The organism is Brasilonema octagenarum UFV-OR1 (genome assembly GCF_963888615.1).
GTDB classification, from domain to species: domain Bacteria; phylum Cyanobacteriota; class Cyanobacteriia; order Cyanobacteriales; family Nostocaceae; genus Brasilonema; species Brasilonema sennae.
Window position 1 is genome coordinate 1 of sequence record NZ_CAWPKW010000039.1, and the last position, 17,027, is coordinate 17,027.

12 protein-coding genes and 1 pseudogene are annotated in these 17,027 nt (G+C 40.0%); 8 read left to right on the plus strand and 5 right to left on the minus strand.

Annotated features, from left to right (window positions below):
• Nucleotides 1-181: 181 nt before the first annotated feature.
• Together AC5590_RS02405 and hemN are read left to right on the plus strand one after the other, a co-directional pair.
• Entirely contained in the window at nt 182-895 is a 714-nt protein-coding gene (locus tag AC5590_RS02405) for a biliverdin-producing heme oxygenase (protein ID WP_169268106.1), read from the plus strand.
• 264 nt (nt 896-1,159) lie between these two features.
• Nucleotides 1,160-2,542 carry an oxygen-independent coproporphyrinogen III oxidase gene (gene hemN, locus AC5590_RS02410; RefSeq protein ID WP_169268107.1) on the plus strand — a complete coding sequence of 461 codons (1,383 nt, stop codon included), beginning with the start codon at nt 1,160-1,162 and terminating at the stop codon, nt 2,540-2,542.
• A gap of 164 nt (nt 2,543-2,706) precedes the next feature.
• Here hemN and ovoA read toward each other — a convergent pair whose 3' ends face one another.
• Together ovoA and egtD are read right to left on the minus strand one after the other, a co-directional pair.
• Entirely contained in the window at nt 2,707-4,041 is a 1,335-nt protein-coding gene (ovoA, locus tag AC5590_RS02415) for a 5-histidylcysteine sulfoxide synthase (protein WP_169268108.1), read from the minus strand.
• A 71-nt stretch (nt 4,042-4,112) separates the two neighbouring features.
• Nucleotides 4,113-5,087, minus strand: coding sequence for an L-histidine N(alpha)-methyltransferase (gene egtD / locus AC5590_RS02420; protein WP_169268109.1), 975 nt, complete (start codon nt 5,085-5,087; stop codon nt 4,113-4,115).
• 1,078 nt (nt 5,088-6,165) lie between these two features.
• On the opposite strand from egtD, the gene AC5590_RS02425 reads away from it, so the two are divergent.
• Both AC5590_RS02425 and AC5590_RS02430 read left to right on the plus strand, forming a co-directional pair.
• Nucleotides 6,166-7,479: a serine hydrolase gene (locus AC5590_RS02425; RefSeq protein WP_169268110.1), complete on the plus strand. Its 1,314-nt coding sequence runs from the start codon at nt 6,166-6,168 to the stop codon at nt 7,477-7,479.
• A 448-nt stretch (nt 7,480-7,927) separates the two neighbouring features.
• A complete protein-coding gene (locus AC5590_RS02430; protein WP_169268111.1) occupies nt 7,928-9,856 on the plus strand; it encodes an alpha-amylase family glycosyl hydrolase in 1,929 nt (642 codons plus the stop codon).
• A gap of 38 nt (nt 9,857-9,894) precedes the next feature.
• Here the strand turns inward: AC5590_RS02430 and AC5590_RS02435 are convergent, their stop codons facing one another.
• Nucleotides 9,895-10,572, minus strand: coding sequence for a helix-turn-helix transcriptional regulator (locus tag AC5590_RS02435; RefSeq protein ID WP_169268112.1), 678 nt, complete (start codon nt 10,570-10,572; stop codon nt 9,895-9,897).
• Nucleotides 10,573-10,674: 102 nt separating this feature from the next.
• Between AC5590_RS02435 and AC5590_RS02440 the strand changes: the two genes are divergently transcribed.
• The 3 genes and pseudogenes from AC5590_RS02440 to gatB all read left to right on the plus strand — a co-directional run bounded on the left by AC5590_RS02440 (nt 10,675) and on the right by gatB (nt 13,817).
• Entirely contained in the window at nt 10,675-11,331 is a 657-nt protein-coding gene (locus AC5590_RS02440; RefSeq protein WP_169268113.1) for a DUF3386 domain-containing protein, read from the plus strand.
• 363 nt (nt 11,332-11,694) lie between these two features.
• The gene (locus tag AC5590_RS02445) at nt 11,695-12,195 is read left to right on the plus strand and encodes a HugZ family pyridoxamine 5'-phosphate oxidase (RefSeq protein WP_169268114.1); all 501 of its coding nucleotides are present in this window, start codon (nt 11,695-11,697) and stop codon (nt 12,193-12,195) included.
• A gap of 147 nt (nt 12,196-12,342) precedes the next feature.
• Nucleotides 12,343-13,817 (plus strand): annotated as a pseudogene (gene gatB / locus AC5590_RS02450) (Asp-tRNA(Asn)/Glu-tRNA(Gln) amidotransferase subunit GatB).
• A 214-nt stretch (nt 13,818-14,031) separates the two neighbouring features.
• Here gatB and AC5590_RS02455 read toward each other — a convergent pair.
• Nucleotides 14,032-14,763: a hypothetical protein gene (locus AC5590_RS02455; RefSeq protein ID WP_248277392.1), complete on the minus strand. Its 732-nt coding sequence runs from the start codon at nt 14,761-14,763 to the stop codon at nt 14,032-14,034.
• A 180-nt stretch (nt 14,764-14,943) separates the two neighbouring features.
• Between AC5590_RS02455 and AC5590_RS02460 the strand changes: the two genes are divergently transcribed.
• Complete coding sequence (locus AC5590_RS02460; RefSeq protein WP_169268117.1) at nt 14,944-15,741, plus strand: DUF3891 family protein; 798 nt, start codon at nt 14,944-14,946, stop codon at nt 15,739-15,741.
• A gap of 66 nt (nt 15,742-15,807) precedes the next feature.
• On the opposite strand, the gene AC5590_RS02465 is transcribed toward AC5590_RS02460, so the two are convergent.
• Nucleotides 15,808-16,863 (minus strand): glutathione S-transferase family protein, encoded by a 1,056-nt coding sequence (locus AC5590_RS02465; protein WP_169268115.1) that lies wholly within the window; start codon nt 16,861-16,863, stop codon nt 15,808-15,810.
• Nucleotides 16,864-17,027: the final 164 nt, after the last annotated feature.

Sequence of the window (17,027 nt, forward strand, 5' to 3'; positions counted from 1 at the left end):
CCGTTTTAACGGACTTGAACTTTGAGCCAAGAAATTTATTTCTTGGCGGACGAAAATGATGGTGCAAGATCTCAGTAAACAGTTAAAGCCTTACACTGGGAATTCTGCGAAAATCCGAAACTTCAATAAATCAAACCCTTGTTTGGGTACGTATTTTATTTGGACGAGAACAATTTTAACGATGAGTAGCAATCTAGCCCAAAAACTTCGCTGCGGAACACAGCAGGCTCATGCAGCAATTGAAAATGTGGGATTTATGAAATGTTTTGTTAAAGGAGTTGTCGATAGAGACTGCTTTGCAAAATTTTTAGGTAACTTGTATTACATCTATACCGCACTAGAAGCAGCATTAGAACGTCACAAAGACAATTCTTTAATCAATGGTGTGTACTTTAAAGAACTCAATCGCAAAGCTCATTTGGAAAAAGACTTAGAATTTTATTATGGACAAGACTGGAGAAAAAAAATAACACCTTCAAAAGCTGCTCAGACTCACATCAGCCGCATTCATGAACTCTCTGCCAAGGAACCTGCGTTATTAATAGGTCATGCCTATACTCGCTACATGGGTGACTTGTCTGGTGGTCAAATGTTGCAAAAAGTTGCTCAGTCAGTCTTGAAGCTTTCCGGATATGAAGGCACATCTTTCTACAATTTTGACCAAATTCCAGACAAGAAAGCATTTAAGGACAAGTATCGTCAAACGTTAGATGAACTGCCAATAGACGATGCAACCGCCGACAAGATTGTTGCAGAAGCAAACAACGCGTTTCACCTAAATATGCAAATGGTTCAGGAGTTAGAACAAACCCTCATCCAAGCAATTGGTCAAACCATGTTCAATACCTTAAGTAATACTAATAACACTGGTAGTACCGAACTCAGTACAGCCTAAAAATTAGACCTGATGCAAAAGTCAATGTTTTGAAAATAAAACCACAGATAGACACAGATAATTTATCTGCGTCTATCTGTGTCTATCTGGAGTGAGAAATAACGCTAAACTAAATTTTTGCAAAAAACAATAAAATCTAAATTTATAGATATGACTGCCTTGATCAAGGTGCATGAATAACGGATTTTTGAACGCGTATATTAGATGATTTATCTATGAGATTCTGACGCTATTCTATACGTTCATTTGATTGGAAGCAACTCAATGGTTTATCAAATTCCTGGTGTAAAATTTGATTTCGATATCATCAAAAAGTACGATGCTCCTGTACCCAGATACACTAGCTATCCACCAGCAACACAATTAACAGAAGCATTTACCCCAAGCGACTTTCAAGCAGCGATCGCCACCTCAAATCAAAGAAAAACTCCCCTTTCTTTGTATTTCCATATACCCTTTTGCCAAAGTGCTTGTTACTTTTGCGGTTGTAACGTAGTCATTTCAAACAACAAGAATATTGCTCAACCATACGTGGAGTATCTGGTTCGCGACATCAAGAAAACAGCCAGCTTCATTGACCGAGATAGAAAAGTCGATCAGATTCACTGGGGTGGCGGAACCCCTAATTATTTAAGCCTTGAACAAGTAGAATTTTTATGGAAAAATATCAAGAAAAACTTCAGCCTGAGCCAGACAGCAGAAATTTCTATTGAGATTAATCCCCGCTATATCGATAAAAACTACATTTTCTTTTTGAAAGAAATTGGGTTTAACCGCATTAGTTTTGGTATCCAAGATTTTAATCGTCAAGTGCAAGTCGCAGTCAATCGCGTCCAGCCAGAAGAAATGCTGTTTGATGTGATGAGTGCGATTAAAGAAGCGAAGTTTGACAGCGTGAATGTAGACCTTATCTATGGTCTACCATATCAAACCGTCCAGACATTTCAAGAAACGCTGAAAAAAACAATTGAATTAAACCCAGACAGGATTGCTGTTTTTAACTTTGCTTATGTCCCTTGGCTGAAAGCAGTCCAAAAAAACATACCAGTAGAAGCACTACCGCCAGCGCAGGAAAAGTTAGAAATTTTGAAGATGACAGTTGAGGAGTTGACGAATCACCAATATTTATTTATTGGCATGGATCATTTTGCCAAATCTAATGATGAATTAGCAATTGCACAGGGCGATCGCACTCTCAAACGCAACTTCCAAGGCTACACAACTCAAGGACAAGCAGAACTCTTTGGTTTTGGTGCCACATCCATCAGTATGCTAGAAGATACCTACGCCCAAAATCACAAGCAATTAAAGGATTACTATCAGGCAATTGACACAGATATTCTACCTATTAGTAAAGGTATCAAACTTACTTGGGATGATATTCTCAGACGCGATGTGATCATGAGCATCATGTGCCATTTTCAACTGTATAAGCAAGATGTTGAAGACAAGTACCATATCATTTTTGACGACTATTTCTCTCAGGAATTAGAAGTTTTGAAGAGTTTAGAAGCAGATGGATTGGTTAGGCTATCAAGAAACCACATTAGTGTCACAGAAATCGGTAGACTACTCATACGAAACATTGCTGTCATCTTTGATATGCACACAATCAAACAAGAGAAAAAGTTCTCTCGTGCAATTTAAAGACTTATACCAATTCTCCATGATAGCTTGCCCGTAAAGTGCCATAGATGCACTTTATATGAGACCTCTTGCAGAAGTTGGAAACTCTTAACTCTTAACAAAATCTTGTAACATCTCACTTTTGCAAGAAGTCTCATGTCTAAACTTACGATATTTTTGGATTTCTAAATGCCTTGAACAATCCTAAAACCTGCGTGTTGATAGAAATTGGGACGGAACCAGTTGCGGTAATATTTCAAAGCTTCTGTGCCGTTAGTTATCCAACATCCTCCTAACATCATGTGATGTTTTGTATCGAAAAATATAGCAGAATTATCTTCATAAAGATAATGAGGTTTATATCCTGAAAGTGGGTTTAAATTATCACTCAACCATTCCCAAACATTGCCCCGCAAATCGTACAGTCCAGAGTAACTTTTTGCTGTTTCTAACATCCCGACTGGATTCGGTGAGCCAAATTTTAAATTAAGATTGTAATTATCTACATCATCTTCTAACAAAGTATTACCGTAAGTAGCTAAATGGTACTCTGCTTCACTCATTAAACGAGTCTGATTGCCTTTCCAATGACAGTAAGCCATTGCTTCATAGTGATTGACTTCCACAGGCCAATCTAAAGGTAAGTCCATTTCATCAAACATGGCTCGATATTTATAGCTACCATTTTCATGTAGCCAAAATTTGGGATGTTGAATATTGTATTGAGTTTTCCAATTCCAAGATTCTTCATCCCAATAATCTTGATTTTCGTAGCCACCTGACTTAACAAAGTAGATAAATTCGGCGTTGGTAATTAGATATTTACTGGCTAAAAAAGGTGCAACTTCAACAGTGCGATCGCCATACTCAATATCCCATCCGTAGGTTGGATCATCATAGGCTTTGCCTATTTTCACGACTCCACCAGCAACCTCTATCATTTCATTCTGAGGAGTGTAACCATTAAAAGGGGCATATTTCCAGTTTTGGGGACGTTTGACTCTCTCTACAGACAATTGGCGAATTAACACCGAAGAGGTTTCAATGTGAATACGCTGGTGTTCTATCCCCATCATTAAAGCCCAAAGAGGATGATTTGGATGGATAGGATTCGTGATGGGTGTTTTCTTAATCAGTTCTGCAATCATTTCATAGGCTTGTTCTCGATATTGCCAAACCTCTGTAACTTGGGGCCATTCAAGATGAGCGATCGCTTGATTTAACTCCTGTGGTATTTCAGGATCAACCCCAATTTCAAAGATAATTTCATAGTCAGGATTGAGGTGTTTTTTTAACAAACCAACGCGAATTAATTTATTGATGTAAAAAACAGCCGAATGTCCCAGATAAAAAATCAGAGGATTTCTCAGAGGATCAGGATTGAGATAGAATGTATCTTCTCCAACCAGACTTTTCATCAGAATATCTTCCAGTTGCCAAGCATTCTCAAAGTAATTGAGGATAACTTGGTTATTGCAATTATCAAGCTTTGGAGGATAAACAGATTTAAGAGTATTCATGCTTTCACGAAATTGCTGTGGAAGTAGGACGCTAGGGATTTTTATCCGCTTTAAGTTTTCGGAAGGAAGATTTAAGCTTGGCAAAGAATTAACCCAAACCACTGATTGGGATCAGTCCAAATTTTCAGTGTTTTAAGTCCTTGTAACTCAAGTTCTTTTTGGATAGTTACTAAATCGAACTTGCGAGAAATTTCCGTGAGAATGCTTTCCCCAACTTCAAAGAAAACATTTACATTTAGAGTTTCTAGGGACACCCAATGACTTTCAAGGCAATGAAGATACATTTCTATCTGAGTCTGTGCTTGATTATAAATAGCTTCATGGGTAAATAAATTCAAATCGAAATTACCCTGGAAACGCCAATTCAAATGGGAGAGCATATTCAAATTAAAAGCAGCCGTTACTCCTTGACTATCGTTATAAGCCGCTTCTAAAATATCCTTGGGTTTTTGTAAATCAATGCCAAGGAGAAAATAATCACCGGTTTTTAAAGTGCGGGCAATTTGCCTCAAAAATCTGTTGCACTCTTGTGCTGTAAAATTCCCTATTGAACTTCCCAGGAAAAAAATCATCCGTGATGGCACGCTAATCGATTCTAGTTTTGCTAAGGCTTGTTCGTAAGTTCCTATTAAGCCCTCAATCGACAACTGGGCATATTTTTGTTGTAGCTGTAGCACGCTACTTTTGAGGATTCCCTCACTAACATCAACCGGTATATATTTACAGGAACGTGGGATTTTTTGGTAAGCATCTAATAAAAACCTGGTTTTGGTAGAACTGCCACTGCCTAATTCTACTAGTTCACAAGCACCTGTTATCTGAGCAATTTCATCGGCATGTTGACGCAAAATCCACGCTTCTGTTCGTGTTGGATAATATTCTGGTAATTCACATATTTGTTCAAATAATTCCGAGCCGCGATCATCGTAAAAATATTTGGGAGGTAAACTTTTTGGTGTTTGAGTTAATCCTTGAATGACATCTTTACCCTCATTGTTGAGAGCTTGATAATGATCATTAAGAATTTTCAAATATGTTGTTAACATTTTGTTAATGTCTTGATTTCTGGATATAGGGTTTAACCCATTACTATTGCAGATTTAGAATGTAATAGCAATACTTTTTATAAGAATAATTTTTCTCTATTTTCCTAATAATCAATAGAGTTAACGTAGTATATCGGAAGATTTTACTAACATAATATTGATGAAATCATTCAAAGCTGAGCCAATATAGTTCAGTTAAGAAGAATTGTAGGTTGGGTAGCGATCGCAAAATCCAAACTACTTTTGTGATTGTATCCAAAAATAACTGAAATGTCTTATATCATGAGTAGTATACAAATAGAAATATGATATAGTTTTTATCTCAAAAGAATGAGATTTTCATGATTTTATGCTGAAAAAATGCTGAATATTTGCGTTTTTATCCCGATTTTTGGTAATATGTTCATCTGACCTGGCACTTTTATTGAATTTGTGAATTTACTCCTACAAATAAGGAACTTTTAACTCTTAATAACCCAATTTATTAGTTATAAAAAAGCGCCTTGCTTGGGATCATCCTATCTTTGTCAATTTGTAGTACTGAGATCTGCACTAAAATATAAAAAAATTACATATTTGGTATGCGGCAATAAAAAAAGATAAAAAAAGATAAAATTTTATCTCGTACAATTTAGAGAGTCTAGGACAACTTTTCATTCACTTGTTGATATGAATACCCTCAATCAAGACTTCTATCTCAACTCTTGAGAGATTTGTCATCGGGCAGGATGGTTTTTTTGTAAGGCTTTTTCGGAAGTTATTTTTTGAAGCGAGACACAACACATCCTCCTAGCATCAAGGTTGCCCTTGTTTATTTGATTTGTTGCGGATTACAAACAACTTCTCTATAGACTGATATAGCCAAATGAATGTTCCCAAGATTTTTTTTATGTGGAAAAACCGTTGTTAATTTCGGGGATAACACAAATAAGTCAGTTTTCTGTTACTAAAGTCACTTGCGGTAAAGCAACTAATTAGAAATAATTACAGTTTAATGTACTTTTTTTCCGGATAAGGGCATAAAAATCTGGAAAAATTGTCCATAACAATCCTACTATCGCTCACAAAAATCACACGGATGAGACTTAGTTTCCTGTTAGCTAGCGTCGTCAGTATTGTACTGTTATCTTCTCCAGTCAAAGCGGCTCGCTTGCAATCTTGGTATTTCGACCCCGTTCAAAATCAACTAGATATAACTACTGATTCTGGAGTACAACCAAAAGCTTTTTTAATCAATAACCCGATGAGACTTGTTATTGATTTGCCAGGAACAACAAATCTAAACGAGAATACAATCCGTAAAAATCTTGGCTCAGCAATTCGAGAGATTCGGCTTGGACAAGTAGACTCCGAGACAACCAGATTAGTTGTTGAATTAGCGCCTGGTTACACAGTTTCCCCAGAAAAATTATTGATTCAGGGAGATTCTTCCTCACATTGGATAGTAAAATTCTCCTCAATTGAGCGTGCAGCTATCGGTGATGCACAAGCGACAGTCGTAAATACCAGCGTTGGAGAAGAACAAATTCCCCTCCAAATCGGTGCTATTTCGACCTTTGCTGGAGTTGTCCCCTTGGGGAAGGAATTGTTGCAGCTCAGTTCTCCACTGAAAACACTGATGGCTCGCTACAGCTTTCTCTCACCAGGAATGTTTTTTCTAGATTTGGACACAGGCAACTATTTGGACTTCAATGGAGAGAAGGTATTTCCAGCTGCTAGCACCATTAAGTTTCCAATTCTAGTTGCTTTATTTCAGGAGGTTGATGCAGGTAGAGTCAAGCTGAATGAAACCTTAGTCGTGCGGCGTGACTTGAAGTCTGAAGCTGAAGGTTCTGGAGTCTTGCAGTTCAAACCTGTGGGAACCAAACTGAGTGTTTTAGATACTGCTACAAAGATGATTACTATAAGTGATAATACTGCCACCAATATGATTATTGACCGTTTAGGTGGTATGGCTAAGTTAAACGAGCGGTTTCGTAGTTGGGGATTGCAAAACACTGTGATTCGTCGTCAGTTAGGCGACTTTAAGGGGACTAACACAACCAGTCCCAAAGACTTAGTCAGACTCTCGGCGTTAGTTGCAAATAACAAGTTGCTTAGTAGTACAAGCCACTCCCAGGCTTTGGGAATCATGCGTCGCGTGGAAAACAAAAGATTGCTACCAGCTGGACTTGGTAAAGGTGCAGTCATTGCTCACAAAACAGGAACTCTTGGAGTTCTCCTTGGGGATGCAGGGATCATTGAGTTACCATCCGGTAAGCGATATTTAGCAGGCATTTTGGTGAAAAGACCTTTTGGTGATACAAGAGCCAGAGACTTTATTAGTCAAGTTTCTAAGCTCGTTTATGCCTATCTAGACCAACCGAAAGTAACTAGTAGTGTGTCTCAATAGAAGTTATTGACAAAAAGTTTGTGGGTATAAGAGAAATATTGTTCTCCCTTATACCTAGCCAAACTTATAGCCTCTACGGCGTTTCTACTGACTGGACTTGCCATACTTTGAACAACAGCTTAAACAGGTTGTTCTGAGATAGTCATTTGTTACAAGTTAAAATAAGATTTGTTTGTGTATAAATTATACTATTCTTTCAATAAAGAAGGTATCAAATTAACATTGATACTGCTTTTTCAGCTTCATAATGAGTGATGAGTGCAAAGATTAGGCTGGCGTATTGCTCTTCTAAATCTTACTATAGATATATTTATAAACTAGCTAGAGATAGATATTTTTTTCCAAAAAAAGACTAGATAATACCCTTATTTGTAGTGGCACATGATCCTTAAAAGTCTATTGGTCATGGGTCTGCAAACCTTATTTATGTAGGATTTTTCATTTTCATATGGTAAATACCCCTCCATCGCTGTTTTCAGAAGAGCAATACAAGGTAGAAGATGTAGAGGCAGAAGTCTCAGCCATTATAGAAACACCGCCATCAGAGACAGAAATTGATCTAGAATTTCTTTATACCAGAGATATTGAATTTCGTCAGGAAACGATTTACTTTGTTGTTGTGGATCGTTTTCATGATGGCGATCCAGAAAACAGCGAAGGTTCTAACTCAGAACTGTATGACCCAACCAAACAAGATTGGGGCAAGTACTGGGGTGGTGACTTGCAAGGTGTTATTGATAAGTTAGACTATCTCAAGAGCATGGGAGTGACTGCAATTTGGTTAACTCCTTTGTTTGAACAAGTTGAAGACTTGTTTGTTGGCAATGCAGCGATACATGGGTATTGGACAAAAGACTTTAAGCGGATTAATCCTCGCTTTATTGCAACAGATGAAAACCCTTCTTTAAACGAAACACAGGAAACAAGAAATACAACATTTGATAAATTACTTGATGAGCTGCACAAGCGCAAGATGAAGTTGGTGCTCGATATTGTTTGCAATCACAGTTCACCCGATTTCAGTGGAAGCAAAGGAGAATTGTATGATGATGGGGTCAAAATAGCTGACTTCAACGATGATGAGCAGCACTGGTATCATCACTATGGCGAAGTGCAAGACTGGGAAGATGAATGGCAAGTACAAAACTGTGAACTTTGTGGTCTTGCAACTTTTAACGAAAACAATATTGAATATCGCAATTATATCAAGTCAGCAATTAAGCAATGGCTAGACCGGGGTGTGGATGTACTGCGGGTGGACACTGTCAAACATATGCCCATCTGGTTTTGGCAGGAATTCACTGGTGATATGTACAATCACAAGCCAGATGTGTTCATTTTTGGTGAATGGATTTACAACCATCCCAATGATGAGCGTTCTGTTGACTATGCCAATAACTCTGGGATGACGCTTTTAGACTTTGGGCTGTGCGGAGCAATTCGGGAAGCGTTAGCACAAGGTGCGGATGCTGGATTTCAAGTCGTTCAAGACATATTTGATCAGGATTATCGCTACAACGGGGCGACAGAATTAATTACCTTCATTGACAACCACGATATGCCCCGTTTTCAATCGCTAAACCCAGATCCAGCGATGCTGAAAGTGGGAATTGTTCTGATTATGACGTGTCGTGGTATTCCTTGCATTTATTACGGTACAGAACAATATCTTCACGACGACACCAATGGTGGTAATGATCCCTACAACCGCCCAATGATGGAAAATTGGGATACCGATAGTGAAATTTATCGTAATATCAGGTTACTTTCTGGCTTACGGCGACTCAATCCAGCGATGTCGATGGGTAGCCAATGGAAAAAATATCTTACACCCGATGTTTACTGCTACGTACGTCGCTATCGTGAGTCCTTGTGCTTTGTAGCACTTAATAGAGGAGGAGAAGTCACGATACCAGAAGTCGAAACAGAACTGCCTGATGGAGAACACACTTGTATAATAACTCGCAATAAGTATGAAGTGAAAGACGGTAAAATTTATGACTTGCACCTTGAAGAGCGAGGCGCTATCGTCTTAAGCCGTGTTGGAGAACGGGTGAAAGGGGAAACCATTGTGCGAGTCCAACTCAATGGTGTACAGACTCTACCAGGTGAAACCATCGTTGTTATTGGAGATTGTCCTGAATTAGGCAACTGGGATATAAGCAAAGCATACCCCTTGGAGTATATTAACACGAACACTTGGTTTGCGGAGATACCCTTTAACGAAAGTGCTGGTAAGCTCATCAGCTATAAATATGCTCTGTGGCGAGAAGGGAAATCGCCTCTGCGCGAAAATCTGATGAATCGTCGCTGGGTGATTGCAAAAGAAGGTACTGTCAAATGGCGTGATACTTGGGCTTCTGGACCAGAATCGTAACAGTTAACAGTTAACAGTTAACAGTTATCAGTTATCAGTTAACTGATAACTGATACCATATCTTGTAGCTTGGCGACCATTTCAGCACGAGCTGAAACTTCCAACTTGCGGAACATGCGTTTGAGCGCTTGCTTCACAGAATTTTGTGTGATCCAAAGTTTTTCGCCAATTTCCCCATTCGTTAACCCCCGCGCTACCAACTCGGCAATTTCTAACTCACGGGGAGTCAGACGACTGACTAACGGGGAAACAGATGTTTTTGGTTTTGCGCGTAAAGTTGCGAGTTTTGCGGAAACATGAAGGCATAAAGCACTCATGTCCGCAAGATCATTGACGTTAAAAGCAGGAGTTCCACTCGCACGAGCAAGATTAAGCGTTCCCACAAGACGACCATCACAGACAATTGGTCCACTCATCACGTGTTCATGATCATGGCGGGAGCAAAAATGCTTCCAGTCTCCTGTTGGTAACACCAATTGCTCGTGAGCAGGTGCATGACGTTCAACCACGTAGCGTCCAACCGGATTGCTTTCCATACACACACCAGGAACATCCTGAACATCTATCTCTGTTAGCAACGGCTCATCCAACAGATGGATCCCCCAATGCTGCACGCCAAAATACTCCGCCACTGTATCTACCAGAGCTAGTCGTAATTCTTGCTCATTGCTCACAGAAGCTATTTCCTGAAATACAGTTTGGAGAGACTTTTCCATAGGTGTACCCACTTGGGGTCTATGCGAAACTTAATAATTACTTCTATGCTAATAGCAGCAAAGGTAAAAAGCTAATATAACTGGTGATATATAGGAGAAACAATGACAGTAACACAAGTTTCTGCTCAAGAACTTTTTCGTGCTGCTTACGAAAACCGTTACACTTGGGAAACAAACTTCCCTGGCTACACCGCAGATGTAACTTATAAGCAAGACGAGCAGGTGTTTACAGGTAAAGTTCGTATCAACTCAAATCTCAAAGCGGAAGTTTTTGAGATAGAAGATGACCAGGCAAAGCAAGTGATTCACAATCAAGCATGGGAGATAGCGATTCACCGCGTTCGTCGCTCCTTTGAACAAACCCACGGCGAGAATACATTTCGCTATGGTCAGACTGACGAAACTGGTGCAATTGAAATTTTTCTAGGCGGAAAGTCTGAGGGCGATCACTATAAACTCCGCAATAATGAAGTGTGTCTCGTTCACCGTCATATCCACGGTGTTGTTGTGACGATTAACACTTTCAGCAGTCATGAGACCGGAGAAGGTTACCTGTCCCACCAATATGATTCTGTTTACCACGATCCAAAAACTGGTGAACAAAAGGGCGGAAGAAGCGAGTTTACAGATGAGTACGAAAAAGTTGGTGATTACTTTATTCTAAATCGCCGAGAAATTCGTACCCAGACAGCAGCACAACCATCTATTCAGGAAATTATCTTTTCTAACATTCAGTTGTTGGAACCTGTTGCTGCTTAAGTTTTTTGATAGGGCTAATATATGCAACCTGCATATATTAGCCTGTATTTTCATAGACTTATTTTTTTACCAAGTTACTTATAAGTTTTACTTGGGTTGCATATAAATAATCTAAATCTAATAACTATTTAGTTCTTCTTGTGTTTTTAACCTCTGTTGTCCGACAGATAACTGGTGCAGACAGAATCACAAAAGCAATCAAAGCCAAATTAGTAAACATTGCTAAACCCCTGTTATTTTTTAATCCCTTCTGGGTATAAGACTACAGATGGTTCCGGCGAAGTTCCAGAAAATTCTGCTATTTAGGACACTTTTCAAACCTTCATATAGAAACTACTTTTTTATCTATAGGTTGTATCATCTATGTCCCAATTTGAAACCGCCCTCGCCGCCTATCAAAGTTTCACAGACTCTTTCCAAAGTCTGATGATCAGCACCGTGAGTACTGATAACACTCCTAATGCGAGCTATGCTCCTTTTGTGATAGATAAAAGTAAAAATATTTACATTTATGTTAGTGGTCTTTCTACTCATACTCAAAATCTTCATGCTGTCCCCAAAGCAAGCGTATTATTTATTGATGATGAGTCTCAAACTAAACAAATTTTTGCCCGTCGCCGCCTCACCTTTGACTGTACAGCTACCTTAGTAGAACGTGAGACTGAGTTGTGGAAGCAAATTGTAGATAGCTTTGAAGCGCGTTTTGGAGAAATGATTCAGATATTGCGGGATTTATCAGACTTCCGGATTTTTCAACTGACACCAAGCAAAGGTCGCTTTGTCATCGGCTTTGGTGCTGCTTATGAAGTCGATCCGAATGACCTCAGCACCTTAACTCATGTTACTGGTGAAAGCAAAGGATAGCAAAGGAATAACAGCAACCAACCCAAATATCGTTTTGTAATTTGTGGTCGGTTTTCCTGTCAATAGGCATGAGGATTTAAACATTCAAAGCAAGTCGTAATAAAGCTAAAATAGTAGCCTAAAGAAGGATTCCCAATTTGTGATTTTATGACATCTGCTGCTCCAGTAAAAACTGAGTACGAGGCGATTATTGGTCTGGAAACCCATTGTAACTCAGCACCAAAACCAAAATTTTCTCTTCTAGCTCTACGGCATTCGGTGCTGACCCCAATACTAACATTGACCCGGTTTGCATGGGTTTGCCTGGTGTCTTGCCCGTACTGAATGAAAAAGTCCTAGAATATGCTGTTAAAGCAGGTTTAGCGCTGAATTGTCAAATCGCCAAATATAGCAAATTTGATCGCAAGCAATATTTCTATCCTGACTTACCCAAAAATTACCAAATTTCTCAGTACGACTTACCCATTGCTGAACATGGCTGGTTAGAAGTTGAATTGGTAGACGCTGACGGTAACCCTGTTCGCAAAAAGATTGGTATCACGCGCCTGCATATGGAAGAAGATGCAGGGAAATTGGTACATGCGGGGAGCGATCGCCTTTCCGGTTCCACCTACTCTCTAGTAGATTACAATCGTGCTGGCATACCTTTAGTAGAAATTGTTTCGGAACCAGACTTGCGTTCTGGACAAGAAGCCGCTGAGTACGCCCAAGAGTTGCGTCGAATCTTACTTTACCTGGGCGTCAGCGACGGGAATATGCAAGAAGGTTCTCTGCGTTGTGATGTCAACATCTCCGTGCGTCCTGTTGGACAAAAGGAATTTGGCACGAAAGTAGAAATCAAAAACATGAACTCGTTCAACGCCATCCAACGGGCGATTGAATACGAAATTGAACGGCAAACTGCAGCAGTAGAAGCTGGCGAACGTATCATACAAGAAACTCGTCTGTGGGAAGAAGGTTCTCAACGTACAATTAGTATGCGGATTAAGGAAGGTTCTAGCGATTACCGCTACTTCCCCGAACCTGATTTAGCCCCCATCGAAGTTTCAGAAGAACAATTACAAGAGTGGCGCAGTCAACTTCCTGAACTCCCAGCACAAAAACGCCATCATTATGAAAGCGAGTTGGGGCTGACTGCTTATGATGCGCGAGTCTTGACAGAAGAACGTGCAAATGCTGAGTATTTTGAAGCGGTTATTGCTGCAGGGGGAAATCCCAAAGCTGCTGCGAACTGGATTACTCAGGATGTCGCCGCTTACCTCAACAAAAATAAACTCAAGATCACCGAGATAGGTTTGACGCCAGCTAACCTGGCTGATGTGATCACTCGGATTGAGAAGGGGAAAATTAGCAATGCGATCGCCAAAGAAAAACTACCAAACTTGCTGAGTGGGACTTCTCCTGAAGAACTGTTTAAAGGTAAGGAACTCATCACTGATCCCAGCGTACTGGAATCTATCATTGATGAAGTCATGGCTGCTAATCCCAAAGAACTAGAAAAGTACCGCAACGGTAACACCAACCTCAAAGGCTTCTTTGTGGGACAAGTTCTGAAAAAAACCAACAAACTCGCAGAACCCAAACTCACAAACCAATTGGTGGAACAAAAGCTGAACGGCTAAACTCTGTATAGACGTTGGGTTTAACGTCTCCATTTTTCCAGTAAGCCCCTGCTTAACAATTCTTTACAAAAAAAATCCTAAAAAATCAGGAAAAGGGGGTGACACCCCTCACCCTAAAAAGGCTATACTATGTTTAGTAGATGCACCCTGATGATCTGGAGAGCTACCCAAGTGGTTCTCCTTTTTTATTTCTTTATAAGGTGCGAAAGGCGAACTAACCACGAACGACTAGGCGATCGCCCATAACTTCAACATCTTTCACCTCCACTGGAAGTTTCTTCGATTCATTTGCAACTTGTTGGTTGAGGCGTTTTTCGTCAAGCCCAAAACGTTGATACATATCGGAGAGAGTCAAGCTGAGACTGCCCAACTTAACGCGGGTTGTCTCATCCAAGCTGATTTGTTTATTGTGCACCTTGGGTTTTCCTTCAACCTCTATGTATACGGGGCGATATTTTAAGATGGGCACAGTTGATAACAGTTTGGAAATCGCAACTTGTTCCTGGGATGGTAACTCATTTAAGGGAATTGTTCTGAAATCTATCACAGCACCAGCAGAGATTTTGCCATCTTGAATTTGAGTATTTGTCTTAACAACTGCTTGAGCAAGCCGACTTTTATCACTCGTTTGAGCAATTCCTGAAAGAATCAGCGTATTAACTTCATTCGCATCTAGTTGGACTTCACGTTTGGCATTTGCCCCTTTAAGATGGTCAGAAATTTTACTCAATACTTGCTGTTGTGATGGTTGAATCTGGGTTTCGTTTTGCTCTGTTTTGGCAGGTAGACTTGCTGTTGTCGATGGATTTGAGTACCAAGTAGGTAGCTGAGTTGCTTGTTGCCAAAAGAAGAATAAAACAGCACTACTACCAGCGATCGCACAACACAACAGTAACAAAAGTCGCTTGAACATAACCAAATTCCAAGTCGATATTTTAAGTTTCATATTTTTTTATATACATCTTTCACACCTTTAGGTCTAGGTTCAAAAAGGTGTCTAAGCAAGCGTGAGAAGTATCTAATGGAAGATTTAAATAGCCCTGGTTACATTCATTTAACATAGGTTTTTTGTTTGGTGATTAGTTCACAATAAAGATATAAAACAATGCTCCCGTGGTTTTTATTTATGCTGCATCGTTTCACTAAACAGGGACTCATTTGCATTACTCAACCAAATCATGCTTGGCTTTCAAGTCAATTGGCACAAGTTTGGGGAAATGAAGACTTTGGTGACTTTGCTCCAAAAAAAGAAGTCTGTCTCGGTGCGGAACTACATGATATTGGTTGGCTGTTTTGGGAACAAGCACCGACGCTGAACCCGAAAACTGGCTACCCTCATAAATTTATGGAACTTCCAACGCGGGAGCATATAAATATCTGGTCTGGTGCTAGACAACTCGCACTTCCTCTGAGTAGGTATGTAGGACTCCTTGTCTCACTTCACGGAACAGGTTTGTATGAACGCTTTACAAGTTGGCAAAACTCAGCAACTTCCTCTCAAATTGTGCAGCAGTTTTTAGAGGGCGAATATGCCTTCCAAGAACAAATGATTGCTTTTCTCAAAAATGACCAATATTATGCACCACACACAAAACCAGAAGTTATTCAGCGCAATAGAAAGCTGATAGCTATATGGGATGCACTATCTATCATTTTATGTCAAGAATTAACTAATGGTAATGATGCACATGTTTCTCACGTACCAACAATTGACGGTGAAACCACTATCAAACTGACTTTAAAAGAAGTTAAAGACAACCATTATCAAGTCACAGTATCTCCTTGGCCTTTTAAATACAGTCAGGTAGAAGTTGTTTACGAGGGACGACTTTTACAGGAGACTTTTAGCGATGAAAAAGCGATGCGAGAAGCTTTGATGAGTGATTGTGCGGTGACTTTGAGCACGACTTTGCAACCAGACTAGAAAGCTTTTTATCAGTTATCAGTTATCAGTTATCAAGAGTAAGTACGGATTAGTTTTGGTAACTGTTCACTGTTTACTGTTTACTTTGTCGCGATTATGTGGTTCTTGAAGAAATTTTGGATCAGGACCAGATGGGATAATACCACCTGGATTGAGTGGGAACAAATTTCCGTAGTAGTCCCGCTTGACACTTTCTAAGTCGCAGGTGTCAGCAATACCTCTGATTTGATACAAGTCACGCAGGTAAGGTCCCAGGTTCTGATAATCCTGAATTCTTTTGCGGTTACACTTAAAAAGCGCGTAGTAAACAGTATCGAAGCGGAATAACGTTGTAAACAAACGGACGTCTGCCAGTGTGACAGTCTCGCCACAAAGGTATCGACTGCCACTCAATGCTGTGTCAATTTCATCTAGAGTGGTGAACAGTTCATGATAAACTTGATCATACGCTTCTTGTGTCTGGGCAAAGCCACAACGATACACGCCGTTATTTACACTGGTGTAAATCCTTTCATTCCATTGGTCAATTTTTTCTTTGAGTTCCTGTGGGTAGAGATCTAGTGTGGGATTGTTTGCGAACTCGTTGAATTGTGAGTTCAGCATCACAATAATTTCTGCACTTTCGTTGTTAACAATCGTCTTTGTCTGGGAGTCCCACAACACTGGAACTGTAAAGCGTCCACCGTAACCAGGTTGTGCTAATTCATAAAGTTCGGCAAGCGTGCGACAACCTTCGTATTCCTGATTAAACACCCAACCTCCTTCAATTGGGGAGGGTGACACAATTGTCAGCGATATTGCTTGTTCAAGTCCTTTGAGCGATCGCACAACAAGAGTACGATGTGCCCACGGACAACCCAGCCCTGCTATGAGATTGTAACGTCCTGTTGCTGGTTGATACACATTCCCTTGGTCTGTCCCAACAGAGTTTCTAAATTCGCTGTTTGGTCGAATGTACTCGCCTGACTTGTTACGGGGAGCGAGTTTTGACATCATCAGATGCCAAATAGTCGTCCAGACGAACTTTCCTAGCTTAATGATGAGCTTTGGTGGAAGTGACTTCTTACCCTTTTTTGTTTTGGTTTGTTTGTCTGCGACTGGTGAAAGGGTTTGTTGTGACATAAGACTAAGCCGCGCGTTGTACAGTTCATAAATTTAATGGTAGCGCTACATTTTTCATGCTTAGTTTCAAGGTTACACACAAGTCATCAAATTACCCAGAATTCTGGAAAACCTCACCCTGCCCTGTCGGGCATCCCTCACGCCAGGTGCTACAACGGGGGGAA